Annotated in this window: 17 protein-coding genes and 1 pseudogene; 13 read left to right on the top strand and 5 right to left on the bottom strand. The window is 47.0% G+C overall.

The features are described from left to right. Window positions 1–251: 251 nt before the first annotated feature. From QOL74_RS17355 to QOL74_RS17325, 7 genes are all read left to right on the top strand, one after another. Entirely contained in the window at window positions 252–2,093 is a 1,842-nt protein-coding gene (locus tag QOL74_RS17355) for an aldehyde ferredoxin oxidoreductase family protein (protein WP_283410768.1), read from the top strand. Between the two features lie 101 nt (window positions 2,094–2,194). Then, window positions 2,195–2,413, top strand: a complete 219-nt coding sequence (locus QOL74_RS17350; protein WP_343184249.1) for a biotin/lipoyl-binding carrier protein — start codon at window positions 2,195–2,197, stop codon at window positions 2,411–2,413. 33 nt (window positions 2,414–2,446) lie between these two features. Continuing rightward, window positions 2,447–3,433, top strand: coding sequence for a carboxyltransferase domain-containing protein (locus QOL74_RS17345; RefSeq protein ID WP_283410767.1), 987 nt, complete (start codon window positions 2,447–2,449; stop codon window positions 3,431–3,433). Between the two features lie 42 nt (window positions 3,434–3,475). After that, window positions 3,476–4,462, top strand: a complete 987-nt coding sequence (locus QOL74_RS17340) for a 5-oxoprolinase subunit C family protein (RefSeq protein WP_283410766.1) — start codon at window positions 3,476–3,478, stop codon at window positions 4,460–4,462. A gap of 22 nt (window positions 4,463–4,484) precedes the next feature. Continuing rightward, window positions 4,485–5,237, top strand: a complete 753-nt coding sequence (locus QOL74_RS17335; protein ID WP_283410765.1) for a 5-oxoprolinase subunit PxpA — start codon at window positions 4,485–4,487, stop codon at window positions 5,235–5,237. 338 nt (window positions 5,238–5,575) lie between these two features. Then, window positions 5,576–6,928 carry a DUF3788 family protein gene (locus QOL74_RS17330; protein ID WP_283410764.1) on the top strand — a complete coding sequence of 451 codons (1,353 nt, stop codon included), beginning with the start codon at window positions 5,576–5,578 and terminating at the stop codon, window positions 6,926–6,928. A gap of 16 nt (window positions 6,929–6,944) precedes the next feature. Then, entirely contained in the window at window positions 6,945–7,409 is a 465-nt protein-coding gene (locus QOL74_RS17325; protein WP_283410763.1) for a GyrI-like domain-containing protein, read from the top strand. On the opposite strand, the gene QOL74_RS17320 is transcribed toward QOL74_RS17325, so the two are convergent. From QOL74_RS17320 to QOL74_RS17300, 5 genes and pseudogenes are all read right to left on the bottom strand, one after another. Beyond that, on the bottom strand, window positions 7,406–8,650 hold the full coding sequence (locus QOL74_RS17320) for a M20 family metallopeptidase (protein ID WP_283410762.1): 1,245 nt from the start codon (window positions 8,648–8,650) through the stop codon (window positions 7,406–7,408). The genes QOL74_RS17325 and QOL74_RS17320 overlap by 4 nt on opposite strands. 231 nt (window positions 8,651–8,881) lie before the next feature. After that, a pseudogene (locus QOL74_RS17315) lies at window positions 8,882–9,280 on the bottom strand (C-GCAxxG-C-C family protein); the annotation flags it as partial. A 24-nt stretch (window positions 9,281–9,304) separates the two neighbouring features. Beyond that, window positions 9,305–9,556: a hypothetical protein gene (locus QOL74_RS17310; protein ID WP_283410761.1), complete on the bottom strand. Its 252-nt coding sequence runs from the start codon at window positions 9,554–9,556 to the stop codon at window positions 9,305–9,307. 105 nt (window positions 9,557–9,661) lie between these two features. Further along, the gene (locus QOL74_RS17305) at window positions 9,662–10,732 is read right to left on the bottom strand and encodes an FMN-binding protein (RefSeq protein ID WP_283410760.1); all 1,071 of its coding nucleotides are present in this window, start codon (window positions 10,730–10,732) and stop codon (window positions 9,662–9,664) included. 450 nt (window positions 10,733–11,182) lie between these two features. After that, window positions 11,183–11,626 carry a pyridoxamine 5'-phosphate oxidase family protein gene (locus QOL74_RS17300; RefSeq protein WP_283410759.1) on the bottom strand — a complete coding sequence of 148 codons (444 nt, stop codon included), beginning with the start codon at window positions 11,624–11,626 and terminating at the stop codon, window positions 11,183–11,185. A 588-nt stretch (window positions 11,627–12,214) separates the two neighbouring features. Between QOL74_RS17300 and QOL74_RS17295 the strand changes: the two genes are divergently transcribed. The 6 genes from QOL74_RS17295 (at window position 12,215) to QOL74_RS17270 (ending at window position 18,475) form a co-directional block, all read left to right on the top strand. Further along, complete coding sequence (locus tag QOL74_RS17295; protein WP_283410758.1) at window positions 12,215–12,862, top strand: PHP-associated domain-containing protein; 648 nt, start codon at window positions 12,215–12,217, stop codon at window positions 12,860–12,862. A gap of 34 nt (window positions 12,863–12,896) precedes the next feature. After that, window positions 12,897–14,009 (top strand): extracellular solute-binding protein, encoded by a 1,113-nt coding sequence (locus tag QOL74_RS17290; RefSeq protein ID WP_283410757.1) that lies wholly within the window; start codon window positions 12,897–12,899, stop codon window positions 14,007–14,009. A gap of 57 nt (window positions 14,010–14,066) precedes the next feature. After that, a complete protein-coding gene (locus QOL74_RS17285; RefSeq protein ID WP_283410756.1) occupies window positions 14,067–15,083 on the top strand; it encodes an ABC transporter ATP-binding protein in 1,017 nt (338 codons plus the stop codon). Next, window positions 15,080–16,747 carry an ABC transporter permease gene (locus QOL74_RS17280; protein ID WP_283410755.1) on the top strand — a complete coding sequence of 556 codons (1,668 nt, stop codon included), beginning with the start codon at window positions 15,080–15,082 and terminating at the stop codon, window positions 16,745–16,747. Before QOL74_RS17285 ends, QOL74_RS17280 begins: the two co-directional genes overlap by 4 nt. Window positions 16,748–17,618: 871 nt before the next feature. Continuing rightward, a complete protein-coding gene (locus QOL74_RS17275) occupies window positions 17,619–17,819 on the top strand; it encodes a CsbD family protein (protein ID WP_283410754.1) in 201 nt (66 codons plus the stop codon). Window positions 17,820–17,902: 83 nt separating this feature from the next. Next, window positions 17,903–18,475: a general stress protein gene (locus QOL74_RS17270; protein WP_283410753.1), complete on the top strand. Its 573-nt coding sequence runs from the start codon at window positions 17,903–17,905 to the stop codon at window positions 18,473–18,475. The last annotated feature ends 262 nt before the right edge of the window (window positions 18,476–18,737 follow it).

Genomic DNA, 18,737 nt, shown 5'->3' with positions numbered 1-18,737 from the left:
TCATTCATCACACTTCATTTTGGAGTGTGCATGGGTGGATTTTTTTTATCCTTTGTTTTGACAAAGATGACCTGGCCCGTGGAAACCCAGAAGAATGGAAGGAGGTGGGCCCGGCCACATAAAGATCCGTGGGAACAGACGAAAGCCTATTTGAAGAAGTGTTCGGTGCAGCTATTTCAAAAGCGAGTGAATTTGGGGCAGGAACTCAGGTAAGAGCCTGGTAAGAGTCCAGGTAAGAATGGAGGATCAGGATGAGTGATAAGGGGCAAATGCTAAAAATTAATCTGACAGATCAAAAAACAGAACGACTAACAATAAGTGACGAGTGGTATAGGGATTACATCGGCGGTGAGGGATTTGCTGCCAAGATATTATATGATCACTTAGAAGTCGGATTAGATCCCCTCAGTGAAAAAAACATGCTCGTTTTCACCACGGGGCCATTGACAGGAACGAAAGCCCCCTGTTCAGGCAGATTGTGTATTGGTTTTAAATCGCCTTTAACAGGCACTATTGGCATGAGCAATGTGGGAGGACATCTGGCACCAATGATCAAAAAAGCTGGATATGAAGTTATCATTGTGGAAGGTAAAAGTGACAATCCGGTCTACATTTATATCAATGACGATGAGGTAGTGTTTAAGGATGCTTCGCATTTGTGGGGACTGGACACAGAAAAAACAGAAGACAGGATCAGAGAAGAACTGGGAAATGAAAAAGTAAGAATTGCAGAGATTGGGCCAGCAGGCGAGAATCTGGTCAAGTTTTCAGCGATTATGATTGATCGGCACAGAGCCGCTGGAAGAGGTGGGGCTGGTGCTATTATGGGAAGTAAAAACCTGAAGGCGATGGCTTGTTTTGGAAGTGGACAGTTACATGTTGACAATATGGACAGCATGAATGAGTTTGCCGAAAAAGCAAGACAAGAATTGAAAGATGAAGCGTTTGCGGCGGGAGCATTGAAACCCTTTGGCACACCATCCTTTATGGACTCCATCAATGCCCTGGGACTATTACCGACAAAGAACTGGCAACATACCACTTTTGACGCGATGGATACCTTGGGTCACGTGGCATATCACGAACATCTAAATGTTAAGCCGTGGGCATGTTTTGGCTGTCCCATTGCATGTGGTCGCCACACCGAGATCAAAGACGGTGAATATAAAGGCGAATCTGGCGGTGGTCCGGAATATGAGACTCTCGGAGCATTCGGTGCAAAGTGCTACATTAAGGATCTGAACGCCATTGCCATGGCCAACTATATCTGCAACAGAATGGGAATGGACACGATTTCGACTGGGCAAGTTATTGCAACTGCCATGGAATGGTATGAAAAAGGCTTAATAGACGATAAGACAACAGAGGGGATACCCCTGGAGTTTGGAAATGCTGAAAGCATGGTTGAAATGGTGCGTCACATTGCCATGAGAAAAGGATATGGGGATGTTCTGGCAGAGGGTTCCTATCGGGCAGCGGAAAAAATTGGCAAGAATGCACAAGATTATGTATTCCAGATAAAAGGGATGGAGCTGGCGTCTTGCGGTGTCAGGGCCAGCAAGGGGGAAGCACTGTCACATCTGATATCAGCCAGAGGAGCAGATCATTTGAGGCCTTTTGCTTCAGTGATTGATGCTTTTGGTTATTTGGAACCGGAGCTGGGGATCAATGAAAAGGTGTCACCATTTGAAGACAGCAACAAAAAGTGGGTGAAGCCTTTTATGGAGCTTTCCATGCTGACAAATCTTCTGGGCGTTTGCTTGTTTGCCAGTATTACATTAGCTGTGAAGGGAAGTACCTGGACGGGTTTGTATAATGCGGCGACAGGAAATCAAGAAAATCTGACCAATATGTTGAAATGCGCAGAGAGAGTCATTAATCTGGAAAGAATGTTCAATGCGCGGGAAGGGTTTGACAGAAAAGACGAAAAACTGCCTGTCAGATTGAGTAAAGAACCGGCAGTGGATGGTCTTGGCAAAGGCAATGTGGCCAATGAAGCGATCATGCTGGACGAGTTCTATGAAGCCATGGGATGGCATTTAGATACAGGCTTGCCTTCTGATGAAAAGCTGCAGGAACTCGGATTACAATAGATGGATTGATGCCGCCGGTGGCTGGCGGATAACCTATGGATGACAGATGGCTGCCGGTGGAAATAACTCCCTGGCAGCCTTAAAAGAAAGGAGAATGGCCCATGGATTTGAGACAAATTGAAGCACCGCTGCCCGGCACCATCTGGAAAGTGGAAGTGGAAGTGGGAGCACAGGTGAAAGAGGGCGACACGGTATTGATTTTGGAAGCCATGAAAATGGAAAATGAAATCATGGCTGAAGTGGATGGAACGGTAAAAGAGATTCGGGTAAAAAAAGGAGACGCTGTTCAGGCCGGCGACGTGTTGGTTGTGCTGGAATAGTGGCGAATGGATGGACAGAACAGGAGGTTGTTCATGAAACCCCAAGGCTATGAAACGATAATGGATACCCTGCCCCAGGACAATGACAGGAAAGAAGTTTTGTTCCGACAGGCTGGAGATGGATTTTTGCAGGTGGAATACGGCCATGAGCAAGTGCTGTATGTGCCAGACTCCTTCCGCATGCTGGCGGTTGACAGCGCCATCAAAGAGAAACATGTTAAAGGCCTGATTGAGACGGTACCGGGCCTGCGTACCAACATGTTTCATTTTGACCCTTTAGAAATCACCGCACAGGAACTGATTGAAGTAATCAAAGAAACGGAAGAATCCTTTAAAGGCATTGACGATGTGGTGGTTGAATCCCGGCTGATCAACCTGCCCATCGCCTTTGAAGACAGCGAGACGAAAAAAGCCGTGGAAAAATATGCCCAGAGCATTCGACCTGATGCCCCCAATATCATCGACGGATATAACCTGGAATACATTGCTCTGTGCAATGGGGTGACCAAAGAAGAAGTGAAGAAGATGCTGCTGGGAACAGAATGGTTTAACAGCGGTTGCGGGTTTTGGCCGGGAGGCGGTTTTTTCTGGCCCCTGGACCCCCGGTGCGCCCTGGTGGTGCCCAAATACAACCCGCCCCGCACATGGACACCGGAAGGTTCTGTGGGTATCGGCGGCCCCTGTGTCTTCACCTACACCACGGCCACCGGCGGCGGGTACCAGCTCTTTGGACGCACCATCCCCACCTTCCAGTTTGCCATGAAGCACCCCCAGTTTAAGGAGGGGCCTTTCCTCTACCGAAACGCCGACCGCATTCGCTTCTTCGAAGCCACCGAAAAGGAAGTACTGGATATTTATGACCATGTTCACGACAAGACAGATTACCGGTACGACATTGAAGAAGGCAGTATTGTGGTGAAAGACTATATTGAATGGCTGAACCGGGAAGACATCAAGAGTGAAACAGAAGCTTATCTGAAAAAACAGGCGGAAGGTGCTGCCACAGCTCCCAAGCTGTAAAGGGCTGCGATATCCAGAGACGAAAAGCAGGGAGGTTATCAAATGCTTAAAGTAATCAAAGGAGGATTCCAAACACTTGTGGAAGACTGGCCCGGCCGGCTGGGGTACCTGGGAAAGGGTATGGCCCCGTCAGGCGCCATGGACAATGTGGCGTTGGAATATGCCAATTTGCTGGTGGGCAATGACGTGGGTGAAGCGGGCCTGGAAATTGCCGTGGGGCAATTCTGGGTAAGCTTTGAAAAGGCTGCGGTGATTGCCATCACCGGTACCGACATGAAACCCAGGTTAAACAACCAACCAATGCCCCTGTGGGAATCCGTTAAAGTAAACAAAGGCGATGTGCTTAAGTGCGGTATTTATGGAAAAACCGGGTTCAGATCATACCTGGCCGTTGCAGGGGGAATCGACGTACCAGTATACCTGGGCAGTAAATCCACCTGTATCTTTGGCAGCTATGGAGGGTATGAAGGAAGGCAGCTGAAAGAAGGGGATGAGCTGAAGATCGGAACACCCCCAAAAGAACTGGAGCAACTGGCAGGGCGAAAACTTAAGAAAAGTGTGATTCCGGAATACTCCAATGAGTTTGAAGTGCGCTCGGTGGTGGGGATGAACGCATACCCTGACTTTGCCACCCTGGAAGGCATGGAATACCTGTTCAGCACCCCCTTCCAGGTGTCAGAAAAATCCAATCGGTCGGCCTGCCGGTTGGACCCCCTGCCGGATTACTTCTTTGCCAGGGACAGTGGCGGCGTTGGGGGAAGCCACCCTTCCAATATTGTGGACCACGCTTACAACATGCGGGGGGCCCTTAACATCACCGGCAACACTCCGGTGATCTTGATTGCAGACGGCCCCACCCTGGGAGGGTATATGTGCGCCCTGAACATCATCAACGCGGATTTATGGAAAATTGGTCAGTGTGCCCCAGGCAGAGACTACGTCAAATTTAAACAGGTGACCATGGAAGAAGCGGTTGAAGCCAGAAAAGCGCAGCGAAAACTGTTCACAGAAGACGTGGTGGAACGGTAAACCCGGAAGGGAGGGAACAAAGATGAAGATTGACATTAACGTTGATATGGGGGAAAGCTTTGGCAGATACACCCTTGGCAATGATGAAGAAGTCATGCAGTACATATCTTCTGCAAACATTGCCTGCGGCTTTCATGCCGGAGACCCCCTTGTGCTGGAAAAAACCATTAAATGGGCCAAACAATACAATGTGGCCGTGGGCGCCCACCTGGGACTGCCCGACCGGCAAGGCTTCGGCAGGCGGGAAATGAAAATCACCCCGGATGAACTGCGCACAGACACCCTGTACCAAATCGGCGCCATGGAAGCCTTCTTGAAAATCCACAACATGGAAATGCAGCATGTCAAAGCTCATGGCATCCTGTACCGCATGGTGACTGAGTATGAGGAGTACATCGACCCCTTTTACCAGGCAATTCGTGAATACAACCCGGATCTCTGGATCATGCTGCCCCCCAGCGCCCCCGCTTTCGAAAGGGGCAAAGAACTGGGGATGAAGCTGGCACCGGAAATCCTCATAGACCTGAGCTATGACGATGAAGGCAACTGGGTTATTGAACGGACAAAAAAAGCAAGAACGCCGGAAGAAGTGGCTGAACGGGCCTTGATGGTGGCCAGGGAGAAAAAGATTAACACCATCAGCGGAAAAGTGATTGAGGCCAACGGCGTCACCGTCTGCCTCCACGGCGATGCACCCAATGCCGTGGAAGTGGCCAGGAAAGTGAATGAAGTGTTGCGGGAAAACAATGTGATGATCGCCAACCTCAACGAATAAGAACAAGGAGACATTATTTTCGGACAGGAGGACGTTTCTCCTGTCCCTGTTCCTGTTTTTCTCTAAGTATGTCGTGTCGATTCAAGGGTATTCTGAAAAAGATGCTGGAAGATGTGGCAAGGATTGAGTTGTAGATACATATAAGCCTGGTGGCTGAGGTTGAAGGTGAGATGGTGGGTATGCTGTGGACCAGTCTCTAGGCCATTAAATCAGAGAATCGGTAAGACTATGGGATGGTAAAAGAGCTGAAAGAACATTCGAAATTCAAAAAGAGCATTGTGTGACAAGTGAACAGGCTTGATTTCTGTTATCCTGTAGATCAGGGAGGAGGTGAGTAGATGCACGCATGGGAAGCCATACAAAAATCGCTGGATTACATAGAGAAAAGTTTATCGGAAGACATTAAAATCGAGATTCTTGCCAGTGTGGCAGATTTATCACCATACTATTTTCAGCGCCTGTTTCGGCGCCTGGTAAAGAAATCGGTTCAAGAGTATGTGAAGTTGCGCAGACTGGCAAAAGCATCGGAAGAACTTAAAAATAAAGAAAAACGCATTATCGATGTGGCGCTTAATTGTGGATTTTCAGACCATGCCAATTTTACCCGAACGTTTAAAGAGCTTTACGGCATGACACCGAAGGAATATCGGGATCGACCTGTGATCCTCAATCAATTTATCAAACCGGACCTGCTTTTAAACTATGTTATGGTCGACGAAGATGTACCGTTGATTGCAGATGGAATCGTCGTTGAAGTAACTCGCAGAAGGCTGAATCAACCGCGCACTTTTATCGGAATTGCAGGCGAAGTACCTGTTACGGAATTGGCTGGTGGCAAAACCACCGGCATTGCCACCACAGGGATCATATGGGACGACTTTCACCGTCAAAAAATGAGCCTTCCACATTTGCTTCCGAATGGCAATGAGTGCGGTGTTCTGTATATGGGAGATGCCAGAGAAGGCTGCTGTACCTACATGGCCGGAGCCGAAACGGCCGGAGATGTGGAGACAATGGGATATACTTCTTACACGCTTCCTTGTGGCGACTATGTTGTTTGCTGTTTTGAGGCGAAAAATTTTGAAGAGTTGATCGGTTCTGCAGTTTTCAAAGCGGCCGCATTCATGAGCGGTTGGATGAAAAAGCACAGCCTGGATTGTGGTGATTTCGTGGTGGAGTTGTATGACGGTAAGAGTCCTGACGCAAGTTATATGGAACAGTGGATACCGTTAAGTGCATCGCAAAAGAAGATGAGAAGGCGGGAAACGTGGGATAAAAGCAACGGAACACAGAAGCCGTCACCAGAAACCATCAGTCAGTATGTGAATAGCCCGTTATGGGAACAATTGTGTACGTATGTGGAGACGGCATATCAGAGCAAACCGGTGCTGGAATACAGCGGATGTTCCATGCAGCATGGATGGAATGTGAAGTATAAAAAGGCTGGTCGTACTTTGTGCACCCTCTATCCCATGGAGGGATCTTTTATTGCCCTCATTGTGATTGGCGAACGCGAACGGGCAGAGACCGAAATGATGCTCCCATTTTTCACAGAATACCTCCAGCAGTTGTATCATGAAACGAAAATCGGTATGGGCCAGAAGTGGCTTATGATTCATGTGACAGAGGATGCAGTGTTGGAGGATGTTAAGCAATGTATCGCCATTCGAAGAGGGATAAAAAGGAAATAATGAGGAGGTAATGAATGTGGCAATCATTTCAAAGATAAACCTATTTGAGCAACCGGAGCAGCATGTTCTGTCAATTCGCACCACCATCCATTTCGATGATTACCCAAGTACTGCCGGGCAAGCCTATGGGAAAATAATGGCGTATGCAGATCGAAACGGTCTGCTGTTCTCCGGCGGTCCATTTGTCTGCTTTCATAATGTTGATCTTGCGAATCTGGATGTGGAAATGGGCTTTCCTGTTGCTAAACCAATGACAGGGGAAGGTGATATTGGGGGATCTGTTATCCCTGCCCGGAAAGTGGTGACAGGCATTTTTTTAGGCGCATACACGGATACCGACCCGTTGATGATGGAAATTTTGCAGTGGATCGCAGCACAAGGGTATGAGCAACAAGGCGGTATATACCATTATTATCTAAATGATGAAAACCGCTCTGAGAGTGAACTGTTGACCCAGATGGTGGTACCGATTCTCTGCTAAAACACACAAAATTCGTCGGCGATATGGGTGTACACTTCCACACTTTTCACCAGGTCGTCGATATCAATTTTTTCCTCTGCTGTATGGGCCAGTGCAATGTCGCCAGGACCAAAGACCACGGTGGGTATTTTCATGTATTTGGAGATCAGTGCACCGTCTGTCCAGCCATATTCTGTGTGTACTTCCGGCTCGTGCCCCAGCACCTGCTGGAGGGCCCTCTTAACGGCCAAAACGATGGATTCATCCATCTCTGTATGAAGGGGCGGATGGGGCAGTACCGAAACGCTTTCTGGTGTGCGGCTGATTTCAATGCTGAAGCTGGGATCTTCCTGAGTCATTTTGTTGGCAATGTCTTGGTATTCCTGAATGACAGAATCCAGGGTTTCTCCTTCCACATAGCGGCGGTCCAGCCTCACAAGGGCTTCCTCCGCCACTGTTGACTGGCCGGTGCCTCCTTTGATGGTACCAATATTCATCACAGAGGTGCCCATAAAATCATGCCTGCGCTCCCGTAATTTGGGATATAGTTCCTCTTTGACGATGTTCAAAAACGCGACGGCTTTTTCGATGGCATTGACGCCTTGATGAGGTTTGCCGCTGTGGGCTCCTTTACCCTTAAACTTGATGTCCAGCCATACCAAGCCACGGTGGCTGGCCACATATTGAAAGTCGGTGGGTTCACCCACCACGGCGCCATCCAGTGCAATATCATGCTGACTCAGACATTTTTCACAGGCCACAAGGCTTTCCATGCCTTTGCTGCGGGTTTCCTCACCCACCACTCCGGAAAAAACGATGTCGCCGTCCAGCTCCTGCTCTGCCCGCTTTAATACCACCAGCGTCATCATCATGGCAGCGACGGGGCCCTTCATATCCACGGCCCCCCTGCCCCAGATATATCCCTGCCTGACTTCTCCACCAAACATGTTTGAAGAACTCATTTCGGCACCAAACAGGTCTTCATTCATATCATCCGGTTTTTCAGTGTCAATGTGCCCGTTGAGCATCAGGCTTTTTCCTTCCGGCGATTTTTTCCCTTTGATGAAGGCAATCACATTGCTCCGCTCTTTTTCCACATGTTGAAGATGAGCTTGTATGCCGTGCCTGTTGAAAAATGCCAGCATATAGGCGGCTATTTCTTTTTCCTGGGTCGCCACCTCTGTGTGACTGGGGATGCGAAGCAGGTCTTTGGTGAGGTCGATTAACTCTTGGCGCTGGAAATAGTCTGTTGCTTTGATCATTTGTCACACTCCTTGACCTTTTTGATAGTAAGGATATACCCATCTTCGGGAGGATTAAGAGGGAAAGGGAGATGTTTCCCTTGCCCGCGCAATGAATTAACAGCCTTATGAAGATTTTGGACGTAAAAAAGAATAGTCCGACCAAAGCTTCCATCGATTGATGAGAGTTTTGGGCGGACGTTTCAGTAGTTAACTGGTGCTGTTTCTTCAGCTTTAAATATGCTTCTTTTGTTAAATTAGTTCTCGGTTTAAGATTGTTGCAGTTGTGCGAACAACTTCTGCAGCAACACCGGCACAGCGGCTGGATCGTTCAGAAGAGCCAAAAGCGACCCCTTCTTTTTCAATAAATTTAGAAACCGAATCATAGCACAAAGTGGATTCGGCAACAGTAATGGCGTGGTCAGGGTAGTCTGGGTTATATACTGGCAGTTCTGCAAGTTTGTACCAATCAAAAAGTTCCTTTACCAATACATTCTGTTTGTCACCGGCAACTAAACCGATAAAACCGGCGGCCACTGCAAGTGTTCCGCATAAAGAAGCTTCCAGGGCAAATCCACCAGCAAAAGAACGATACATCATCGTGGGGATTTGGTTATAAGGGTAACCTACCTCTTCCGCTAAGTAGCCGAAAAGACCTTCGGCTGTACCAACACCTCAGCCACCTTTTTCTTTATAATACTTATAGGCTCTTTCTGCAGCTTTGTCGGGATCAATTCTTACATAAGGAACCGGATATTGAACCTGTTCCGGATCCAGTCCCATTTGCACCGCTGCTTCGGTCATCTCTTCTTCACTGCATGCCGTGAGAATACTGCCCATTCCTCCCAGAAGAGCAACTCCTGTAACGGTGGTACCCATCTTCTTTAAAAAGTCTTTTCGGCTTATGTTTTTCATTTCGTCACCCACATGTGACCCTCCCCTTTTGATAAGGATATTGAAGATGTGATTCTGGATAAATTTGCTTTTAGCAGAGCAATCAATTATGTCTACGAACCCGCAGACAGAGGTCTATCAGGTGCCGCCTCCACTGCTACTCGCCGTTGGCGCTGAAACTTCTCCATTTTTACGTTCTGCAAGTGATACCCCGGCATGTTCAACTGCTTGTTGAACAATTTTCATCGCAGCATTCGAAGTCCATGTTGCGCCGGTCTGTACATCAACCTCGGTGGTTTGCTGGTTAACGATTCTTTCCGGTACTACTCTTAATGCTCCGTCACCAAATCCTTTGGTTTCCCTATGTTCAATAACGCGAATTTCTGCAATTTCGCTTCCGTTAAAGATGACGTCCATATAGATGTCATAACGATCTTGAAATCCCTTGCCAGACACCAAGATCCCTTCCGGCTCATAAGATTCCAGATCATATGCTGCAGCAGGGTCTTGGGGTGCTTCAGCCTCAGATATCTGTTGACCGGTGACCGTACCCACAGCCTTAATAACAGCTTGAGACGAAACCGTAGCTCCGGATTCAACGTCTACATCAGGGCTTTGAGCCTGGAGAATTTTCTTAATCATGGCATCAATTGCCACATCTCCAAGATTTCCTGTTTCGTTTTGATCCAGCAACTTAATGTTTACTATTTCCTCACCATCCATCACAACATCAAGGACAACGTCTCCGCCGTATCCCGAACCAATGGCAAGGATTCCTTCAGCCTCATAGTCAGCGTCAGCGGAAGGTTCGTCACCAGTCTCCTCGCGAGCTGCACCAGCTCCCTCCAGGGGCACACCTGCTTCAGCAAGGGCATGATTTACCGCAGAGATGACTGCATTGGAAGATACTGTCGCTCCGGTATGTACGTCAACATTTGCAGATTGCTTTTCAAGAATTTTTGCTATCATCTCATCAACTGCTTTGTCTCCTATGTTTTGAGTTTCATTTTGCTCCAAGAGTTCAATGTTGACAATTTCTGTGTCTTTAACGTAGACCATAAGACGAATAGGACCGCCGTAACCTTCCGCTGTCACTTCATAACTTGCAGCATCCGCTGAAACATTGGCGTTCATAGCATTTAAGTTGAAGAGTATACCCACAGTCAGGACCACCAGAACCACTGCTGACACTATCTGTTTTTTGTCCATGCACTCAATCCCTTTCTTAAGACAGTTTTTACTGCAAGTAACTTTAGCGCCGAATCGATTCACGTGACATCGGCTTTTTTGACAATTAGGGGTAGCATTGTTTGATAAGTACTTATCAAATAAAATGCAACTTGTATTCTAACACATAATTTTGAAAACGTTTGCTGAATACCAGATGTTAGGGTTAAAAGACACAAACAAAATGGCTAATGCCTCAAATTAAAAGTGTCATATGTCCTAACTATCGAGGTATTATAACAGAAAAAGAAAGACTGCTTAGATAGCCAGTCTTTCCTTTTGGAGACAGGGACAGCGGGAAGTTTCCCCCATCCTGTTCGATGGTGTGATTGGTGATCGGCATAGATAATGATTAAGGGCTCAGATCCATTTATACTGGATGGTGACTTAAGCAGCAGGATTGGGTGGGACGGAGGTAAAGCAACCCTGAAACTATAGGCTGGTGGCATCTTCTGCTGACCAGTTGGAGACTTGGTCTTGGATGTTGGCAATGGTACCGTGTTGAATTTGGACAGTTACCACTGCAATGTGCTCGCCTATGATAAAAGACTCCATGCCCGGATGCCGTTGCAGATGGGCTTGCCGGTAGAAATCATCCTGATTTGGGTTTGTCACATGGGCTTTTCCATACACTGTGCAACTGACCGGTGGATGTTTAGTTTCCGATAAAGAGGTAAACAGCAATGCTACACAAGGGTTATGGTTTATGTATGACATTTTAGTGGTATTGGCACGGCTGGTCAGAATGATCAGATCGTTTTCAGGCAGATACGTGAAATTCATGAGGCTTACATGGGGTTGGTCCTGGTGACTGGTGGATAGAAAACAGAGTTTTTCTTTTTCCAGCAAATCAAGCAGTTTTTCAGGAATGGTCATGGATTAATCCCCTCTATGGAAGAATTTTTGCACTTATAACGGTGGCATTGATGAATGTGGTGTCGGGTCGATCACATCATGATACTCTGATAAACGTTTTGTCAGGATTATTGAGTCAAAAAGATAATTAACTGTTGCCATCACCACACAGAATAAAGCTTCCATTCATCGGTGAAAACAGTATACCATAGGCATATACTTGAGTAAATCGAGAACGCATCATGGTTAGGTGGATGTATACCAAAGGTCATTCGTCACACTCCTTGTCAGGTTTTATCATGTAGTATGGTCATACCCCTTTTCGAGGCGATCAAAAGGAGAGCGTCTCTTTCCCAGCAGAAAGCAGCCAGGGACAGCGTGACGTTTCGCTTGTGCTTTTTCTTGTTGTTGTGAAATGATGGTATTTCATTGAGGTGGAATAGGTGGTTTCTATTCAGTTGGATTATCCGATAGAAAAATTCAATTGAAATCGACTTTCATCCCGTCTGGCCTAGGTGTATAATGTCAGTTATTACCGTTTATATCAAGAGGCCCAGCTGTTCTGAAGAAGATTTGTGATGGGCACGACACTAAAGGAGATGGATGAGCATGCTGATTGACATGCATATTCATGAGAAAACCTATTCAGATGACAGTTTTATTGAGTTGAAGCAGATTATCTGCAAGGCTCAGTCCATGGGGTTGGATGGCATTTGTATCACCGACCATGACAGCATGGGATTGGTGGATCAAGCAGCCCAAGTCAGCCGTGAGATGAACTTTCCTGTGTTTGTTGGGGCGGAAATTTTAACCTATCAAGGTGATATACTGGTTTTTGGTGTGGACCACATACCGGGTGAAATGATGCAGGCCCAGCAACTCATCGACTGGACCAACCAGCACGGAGGTGTGGCTGTCAGTGCCCACCCTTATCGAAAAAATGGGCGAGGCATTGGAGACGGCCTGTATTCCCTAAAGGGTTTGGCGGGGATAGAAGGTCTTAATGGAAGCACTCCGTATCATTTGAACGCCCAGGCTCGGGAAACGGCCCTTGCCATGGATATACCTCTGTTGGGCAGCAGTGACGCCCACCTATTGGAAAGGGTTGGCATGTATGCCACTCTTTTTGAAGGAAGCGTGAGGGATATGAAAGACTTGACGGAAGGCATTAAGGCAGGCGGTGTTTCTCCGGTGCATTATACCGGGGGGGCTTACCGCTCATATGATGATTATTTTAATCGGGAAGTAGCTGTGTAGCGGTTCATTATCAACATTAAAGAGGAGAGATAACGTGATTAGAAGGCAAAAATGGCTGTTATACACAATGATTTTATTCTTGACAGTGGCAGTGATGGCTGGATGCGGTGGTGCTTCAGAAGCACCCGAAGAACAGGAACCCGAAGTGAATCAGGAGGGTCCTGCTGATGAGGCTGGTGACCGGGAAGAGGCGATGACTCTGGAAGACAGACTGGTCATCTATTCCACCCACGGTGAAGAAATGCTGGCATTGATTGCCGAAGGTTTCACAGAAAAAACCGGTGTGGCTGTGGATTTTATCAATCTGAAAGGTGAACTGGCGGATCGGGTACGGGCAGAGAAAGAAAACCCCCAGGCGGACATCATGTTTGGCGGTCCTTCATCCCTCTACATTACCATGGCTGAAGAAGGGATCTTTGAAAGCCTTGAACCATCATGGCAGTCTTCCATTGATCCTATTTTCAAAGATGCTGACGGCCGGTGGTTTGGCACCATGCAGACTCCTGTGCTTATATTCTACAACGAAGACGCCCTGGAAGGGGATCAGGTTCCCCAAAGCTGGGCGGCACTGGCAGATCCTGAGTATGAAGGCATGATTGTATCTCGTGACAATGTGTCATCTTCACAGCGGGCAGTTATTGTGGCACTGCTGGACTACCATCAGCGCAATGCCACCTTTGAAGAGGGTGTTGATTATCTGAAAGCCCTGGACCGCAACACCAAAAATTACTACGGAAGTGGCAGCCTTCATTTTCAGTCTGTGGGAAGAAACGAATCGCCCATCAGTTATGGAGTGCTGAGTGCAGTGATGGACAACCGAAATAACAATGACATGCCTTTGGCTATTGTGGACGCTGAAGAAGGTGCCATCGTCATCACCGATGCTATAGCAGCCATCAACAATGCCCCTCACCCCCATGCGGCCGCTGCTTTTGTTGAGTATGCAGGCAGTCTGGAAGTGCAGGTGTTGCTTGCCAATGAATATGACAGAATGCCTACCCTGGCAGAGGCCATTGAAGCGGGTCCGGATTGGATGAAAGAGCCCTTTAAGGCCATGGATGTGGATTGGGGCAATGTGGCTCAGCATGAATTGGAATGGCTGAACCTGTGGGATACGGAGATTAGAGACGCTGGAAAAGATATGTAAACCATCATGTGTTGACGCCCTGCCGGTATCGCTTCTTGTGCCGGTGGGGCTTTTGGCATGGGAGAAAGGAAACATCAGTCTATGATTCTATTTGACCACATTACAAAATCCTTTGATAACAAACCGATTTTGAATGACATTGAACTGGCCATTGAACAGGGAGAGCTTTTTACGTTTTTGGGCCCCTCGGGGTGTGGCAAAACAACCTTGCTGCGCATTTTGGCCGGTCTGGAGTCGCCAGACCAGGGTCGGGTGTGGGTGGATGGGCACGACATCACCTCGATTCCTCCGGAAAAAAGGGAGATTTCCATGGTATTTCAACACTATGCCTTGTTTCCCAATATGAATGTGGAAAAAAATGTGGCCTATGGACTGAAAGTGCGCCGTATTTCAAGGGATGTGATCATGGAAAGAACCAAATCATTACTCAATTTGGTGGGCATGACGGGGTTTGAAAAACGAGACATCAGTCAACTCTCCGGTGGCGAACAGCAGCGCATAGCCCTGGTGAGGGCACTGGCTGTCAGTCCAAAGGTACTGCTGTTGGATGAACCGCTCTCCAATCTGGATGCGAACATGCGTGACCGCATGCGACGTGAGATACGGGCTTTGCAAAAAGAAGTGGGCATCACCACTATTTTTGTGACGCATGATCAGCAGGAAGCCATGACCATGTCTGATCGTATCGCTGTTTTTCATCAGGGCCGCCTGGTGCAGGCAGGTCACCCTATGCACATATACAATGAACCTGTTAATGAGTTTGTGGCACGCTTTATCGGTGAATCTAACCTGGTGAGCTGCCAAGTGTTTCCTGAATGGTTTTCGGGGGTGAAGGAAATGAAGGCCTGCATACGTCCCAATGCGCTTCATATAGGGGGCCGTGGCCAGGTGGAAGCACAGATCAAGGTTGTGGAATTCACTGGCAGTACTGTGATGTATGACTGTATTAGCAGACAACAGACCATTAAGGTTTCTGTGGAGCATATACAGGGAATGAAGCCCAGAGAAACCGGTGAAAAAGTCTGGCTATCAGTGAAAGATGGTGCGGTGCATGGCCTGCAGGTGAACTCATGAACAGGGACAAAGTGATTAAAAGCCTGGTGTATACCCTGCTTTTTTATCTGGTGGCTGTTTTTGTGGTCTTCCCTATTGGTAACACCATCTGGCGTTCTTTGCAATATGATGGATCGGGATTTTCTTTCCATTGGTATGTTCATTTTTTTTCAACCCCTACCAATCTCATGGCTCTGCGCAATACCATTACAGTGGGTATTTTCACGGTGGCAGCTTGCCTGGTGGTGGGTGTGTCGATGGCATTCTATACCAGTTATTTCAAAACGCCTTTTCAGCGTCTGACTCACATGGTGATGCTCAGTGCAGTGATGCTGCCCGGTGTGATGATTGTTATTGCCTTTATTCAGCTATATGCTGAAATGGGGATTATCAACCACCTGTTGCAGACTGCTTTTCACCTCGTAAATCCACCCCTGCGATTTTCCGGGTTTTGGGGTATTTTATTTGTTCACAGTTTCACCCAGTATATTTATTTTTACATCAACACGAAAATTGCCATTGCTTTTATCGATTACTCCCTGGTGGAATCGGCCCGAAATCTGGGCGCGTCCCGTTGGCAGGTCTTTAAGGATGTGCTCTTGCCCCACCTGGCCCCGGCCTTGGTGACATCGGCCCTCATGACTTTTGCTACGGGGGTCAGTTCATTTTCTGCACCTTACCTCATAGGTCGCGGCTATCGAATGATGAGTACCCAGATTCTTCATTCAAAAATGAACAACCAGATGAGCATGGCAGCAGCTCAGGTGACCCTGCTCATGGTGTTAGTGTTTATGACCATGGGCTTGTACAGCTATTACAATCATCAGAGCTTTCAGTCCCGCACAACAAAAACAAAAAAGTTTCGTCGGGTGCGGGTTCGGCATCCTGTGGCAAGAGGAACCATGCATCTGGTGGCGGGGATCATCACTGCGTTGATTATGGTGCCCATTGTGGGTGTGATGATTCTTTCTTTTGCAGACTCCAGCCGTTGGATGACTGAGATTATTCCTTCTGAGTTTGGGCTGCAAAACTATCGGCGTATTCTAGCTCAGCCACGGGTGCTGGATCCTATCATTAACTCGCTGAAAATGTCTTTGCAGGCTGGACTCATGGCCACTGCCATTGGTGCTGTCAGCGCGTTCTTAGTTCTCAGAAACAAAGGGATGGTTTCACGGTGGCTGCATTTTTTGGTGTTGCTGCCCATGGCAATCCCTGCCAGTACCCTGGGAGTTAACATGATTTTGGCATTCAACAGACGTCAGTGGTTTCTGTTCAACCAGTCACTGATTGGCACTTACTGGATTCTTCCCATTACCTATGTGTTGGCAGGGATCACCATTGCATCAAAAAGCATTTACTCCGCCTTCGAAAACTTTAATCGGGAATACGAACAAGCTTCCCGAAACTTGGGGGCCACCAGAACGCAGACCTTTATTCATGTGTTTATGCCCATGGTATCAGCCGGTATTATCAGCGCTTTTTCCCTGGTGGTTATGCGTTCTTTGGGAGAATACACCATTTCAGCTCTGTTATATGGCGTGCACAACCGACCCGTGTCAATTGCCATGGTCAATGCATTGCATGATTATGACATCGGTATCTCCATGGCGTATGGGGGGATTGTTATTTTCATTGGCATGGTGATTCTAGGGGTTATTACGTTGTTGGATCCCAATTATAAATAGTGTTGACCCGATGGTGCAGCGCTTCATCGAATGCCGGTTTTTCAATCAAAGGCGGCAGTCTTTCTGAACTTATCCGGGAAGGTTAAGTGGACAGGGTGTCGTTTGATCCCCATGCTTTAAGGGTATACTCTCAATGAAAGGCCGTTGGGATACTTTGTTGAATGGGCTTACGGCCGTTGAGATTGCATGTGGAGGGATCATTATGTTTCGTGCGATTGGAATCATCGTTGTTGTCATTATTCTCGTAATGCTTATTATGAGAATACTATAGAAGAGAAGCATTGATTGATTGATCAAAGCTTTCGGTGTCGCGGCTGATTTGCCGGCAACCGAAAGCTTTTTTATTTTAATAAACTGAGCAAATGCTTCTTGACGCACCACAGAATTTTGGGATGGGTCATATACCTCATATTGTGCATTGATAAAAAGCAAAGCTTTGATTCAATTGAATTCTCATAGTTGAGAAGGCGGCGTGGTGGAGCGAGCCAGGACATTTTTAATTCGCAACGATGTTAAATGTGCTTTTGCGCATTCGCATCGAAGTTAATCGATAATGTTTAGCAATAAGGAATACGGGCATGTATACAAGTATACCAAACAGTTTAATAATCAGCATAATGGGCGCTTGCTTTGAAGTGAATGAAAGGAGGTGCTGTGTGCTGAAGAAGGTAGATGTGTGTTGATAATAGCGCTCATTACTGCAATTAGTGGATTTGTTGGGATCGAAAGTGCGGTTATTGAAACAGTAAAAGTTCTGTTTGTTTTTTCTTGAATCTCTTGATGATTACATTAAAAGCAGGACTCGTAGCCGGACGGCATGTGAGTCATTAACTTATGATATAGCTGGTAACTGAGCAAAAGGAGGATTAAAATGAATGAATCAGTTTTAAAAGGAAAGTGGAATCAAATGATGGGAAGCGTTAAAAAACGTTGGGGTGAGATTACTGACGATGATCTTGATATGATCGAAGGGGATGCTCAAAAGCTTGTAGGTATTATTCAGGAAAAATACGGCAAAAGCAAGGAAGAAGCAGAAGAGGAAGTCAGAGAATTTGAGAAAGAGCAAAAGTAGCCTGCCAAAAAGGGCAGTTGCAGAACTACAGAATATCGATGTCTGCATGTGAGCTTTTTATGATTGACCAAGGAGGACTATAAATGAAAGATCAGTTTGGAAATGATATGAACATAGACCGCGATATTAGTGATAAAGATAAAGTTATGGTCGGCATATTCGAAACAGAAAATGAAATCATTAACGTTGTCAAGCAGTTGACGGAGATGGGATACCAGGAAGATGAAATTACGGTGGTAGCGAAAGACAAGGAACAGATGGAGCACCTTGACAATACAACTGATACCAAGACAAAAACGCATGGCGGTGCTGAAAAAGCTGGCACAGGTGCTGTTGTAGGAGGAACGGTGGGTGGCATTGCTGCAGCTTTGCCGGCACTGGGTCTGTTGGCAATACCAGGAATAGGTCCCTTTCTGGCTATGGGTCCGATTGCGGGCATATTGGGAGGCGTCGTTGCAGGCGGTGTGGCCGGTGGACTGGTAGGCGGGTTGGTTCAACTGGGAGTCAGGGAAGAAGACGCCAAGGAATATGAACGTCAGATTGAACAGGGTAAAATACTCATACTTGTTGAAAACAAGGAAAATTGGCGTGATCAAGTGAACACAAGCTTCAGTCAGAACAACAATCTCGTTGCCGATCGAAGCTGGGTACGATAAGTGGTTGATGAGTTGGAAGATGAGTTCGAAATAGACTTGGAATAGAGAAAAGAGCAAGTGATGGCAAAGGCTTAACATACTGCTGATACTTTTGCAATAATGGTAACGGGTAAAATGCCTGATTGGGCATGATACCCGTTATTATTATTATTATTATTATTATTATTACTCAACTTTCCCACCAACTTTTGACGGATAACCTGTCTGTAAGTGGCTGAAAGTTATGTACTTGCAAGTAACCGACCCCTTAGTGTATCGGGAA

The sequence above is a fragment of the Anoxynatronum buryatiense genome (genome assembly GCF_900182905.1).
Classification (GTDB): Bacteria; Bacillota; Clostridia; order Peptostreptococcales; family Tindalliaceae; genus Anoxynatronum; species Anoxynatronum buryatiense.
This window is presented reverse-complemented; position numbering and strand designations above follow the sequence as displayed.

What these genes read in the sequence shown, in the direction of transcription:
- QOL74_RS17335 (WP_283410765.1), top strand. Translation starts at nt 4,485, where the DNA reads ATGAAGATTGACATTAACGTTGATATGGGGGAAAGCTTTGGCAGATAC.
- QOL74_RS17300 (WP_283410759.1), bottom strand. Translation starts at nt 11,626, where the DNA reads ATGACCATTCCTGAAAAACTGCTTGATTTGCTGGAAAAAGAAAAACTC.
- QOL74_RS17275 (WP_283410754.1), top strand. Translation starts at nt 17,619, where the DNA reads ATGAATGAATCAGTTTTAAAAGGAAAGTGGAATCAAATGATGGGAAGC.
- QOL74_RS17295 (WP_283410758.1), top strand. Translation starts at nt 12,215, where the DNA reads ATGCTGATTGACATGCATATTCATGAGAAAACCTATTCAGATGACAGT.
- QOL74_RS17340 (WP_283410766.1), top strand. Translation starts at nt 3,476, where the DNA reads ATGCTTAAAGTAATCAAAGGAGGATTCCAAACACTTGTGGAAGACTGG.
- QOL74_RS17285 (WP_283410756.1), top strand. Translation starts at nt 14,067, where the DNA reads ATGGGAGAAAGGAAACATCAGTCTATGATTCTATTTGACCACATTACA.
- QOL74_RS17330 (WP_283410764.1), top strand. Translation starts at nt 5,576, where the DNA reads ATGCACGCATGGGAAGCCATACAAAAATCGCTGGATTACATAGAGAAA.
- QOL74_RS17320 (WP_283410762.1), bottom strand. Translation starts at nt 8,650, where the DNA reads ATGATCAAAGCAACAGACTATTTCCAGCGCCAAGAGTTAATCGACCTC.
- QOL74_RS17350 (WP_343184249.1), top strand. Translation starts at nt 2,195, where the DNA reads ATGGATTTGAGACAAATTGAAGCACCGCTGCCCGGCACCATCTGGAAA.
- QOL74_RS17270 (WP_283410753.1), top strand. Translation starts at nt 17,903, where the DNA reads ATGAAAGATCAGTTTGGAAATGATATGAACATAGACCGCGATATTAGT.
- QOL74_RS17355 (WP_283410768.1), top strand. Translation starts at nt 252, where the DNA reads ATGAGTGATAAGGGGCAAATGCTAAAAATTAATCTGACAGATCAAAAA.
- QOL74_RS17280 (WP_283410755.1), top strand. Translation starts at nt 15,080, where the DNA reads ATGAACAGGGACAAAGTGATTAAAAGCCTGGTGTATACCCTGCTTTTT.
- QOL74_RS17345 (WP_283410767.1), top strand. Translation starts at nt 2,447, where the DNA reads ATGAAACCCCAAGGCTATGAAACGATAATGGATACCCTGCCCCAGGAC.
- QOL74_RS17305 (WP_283410760.1), bottom strand. Translation starts at nt 10,732, where the DNA reads ATGGACAAAAAACAGATAGTGTCAGCAGTGGTTCTGGTGGTCCTGACT.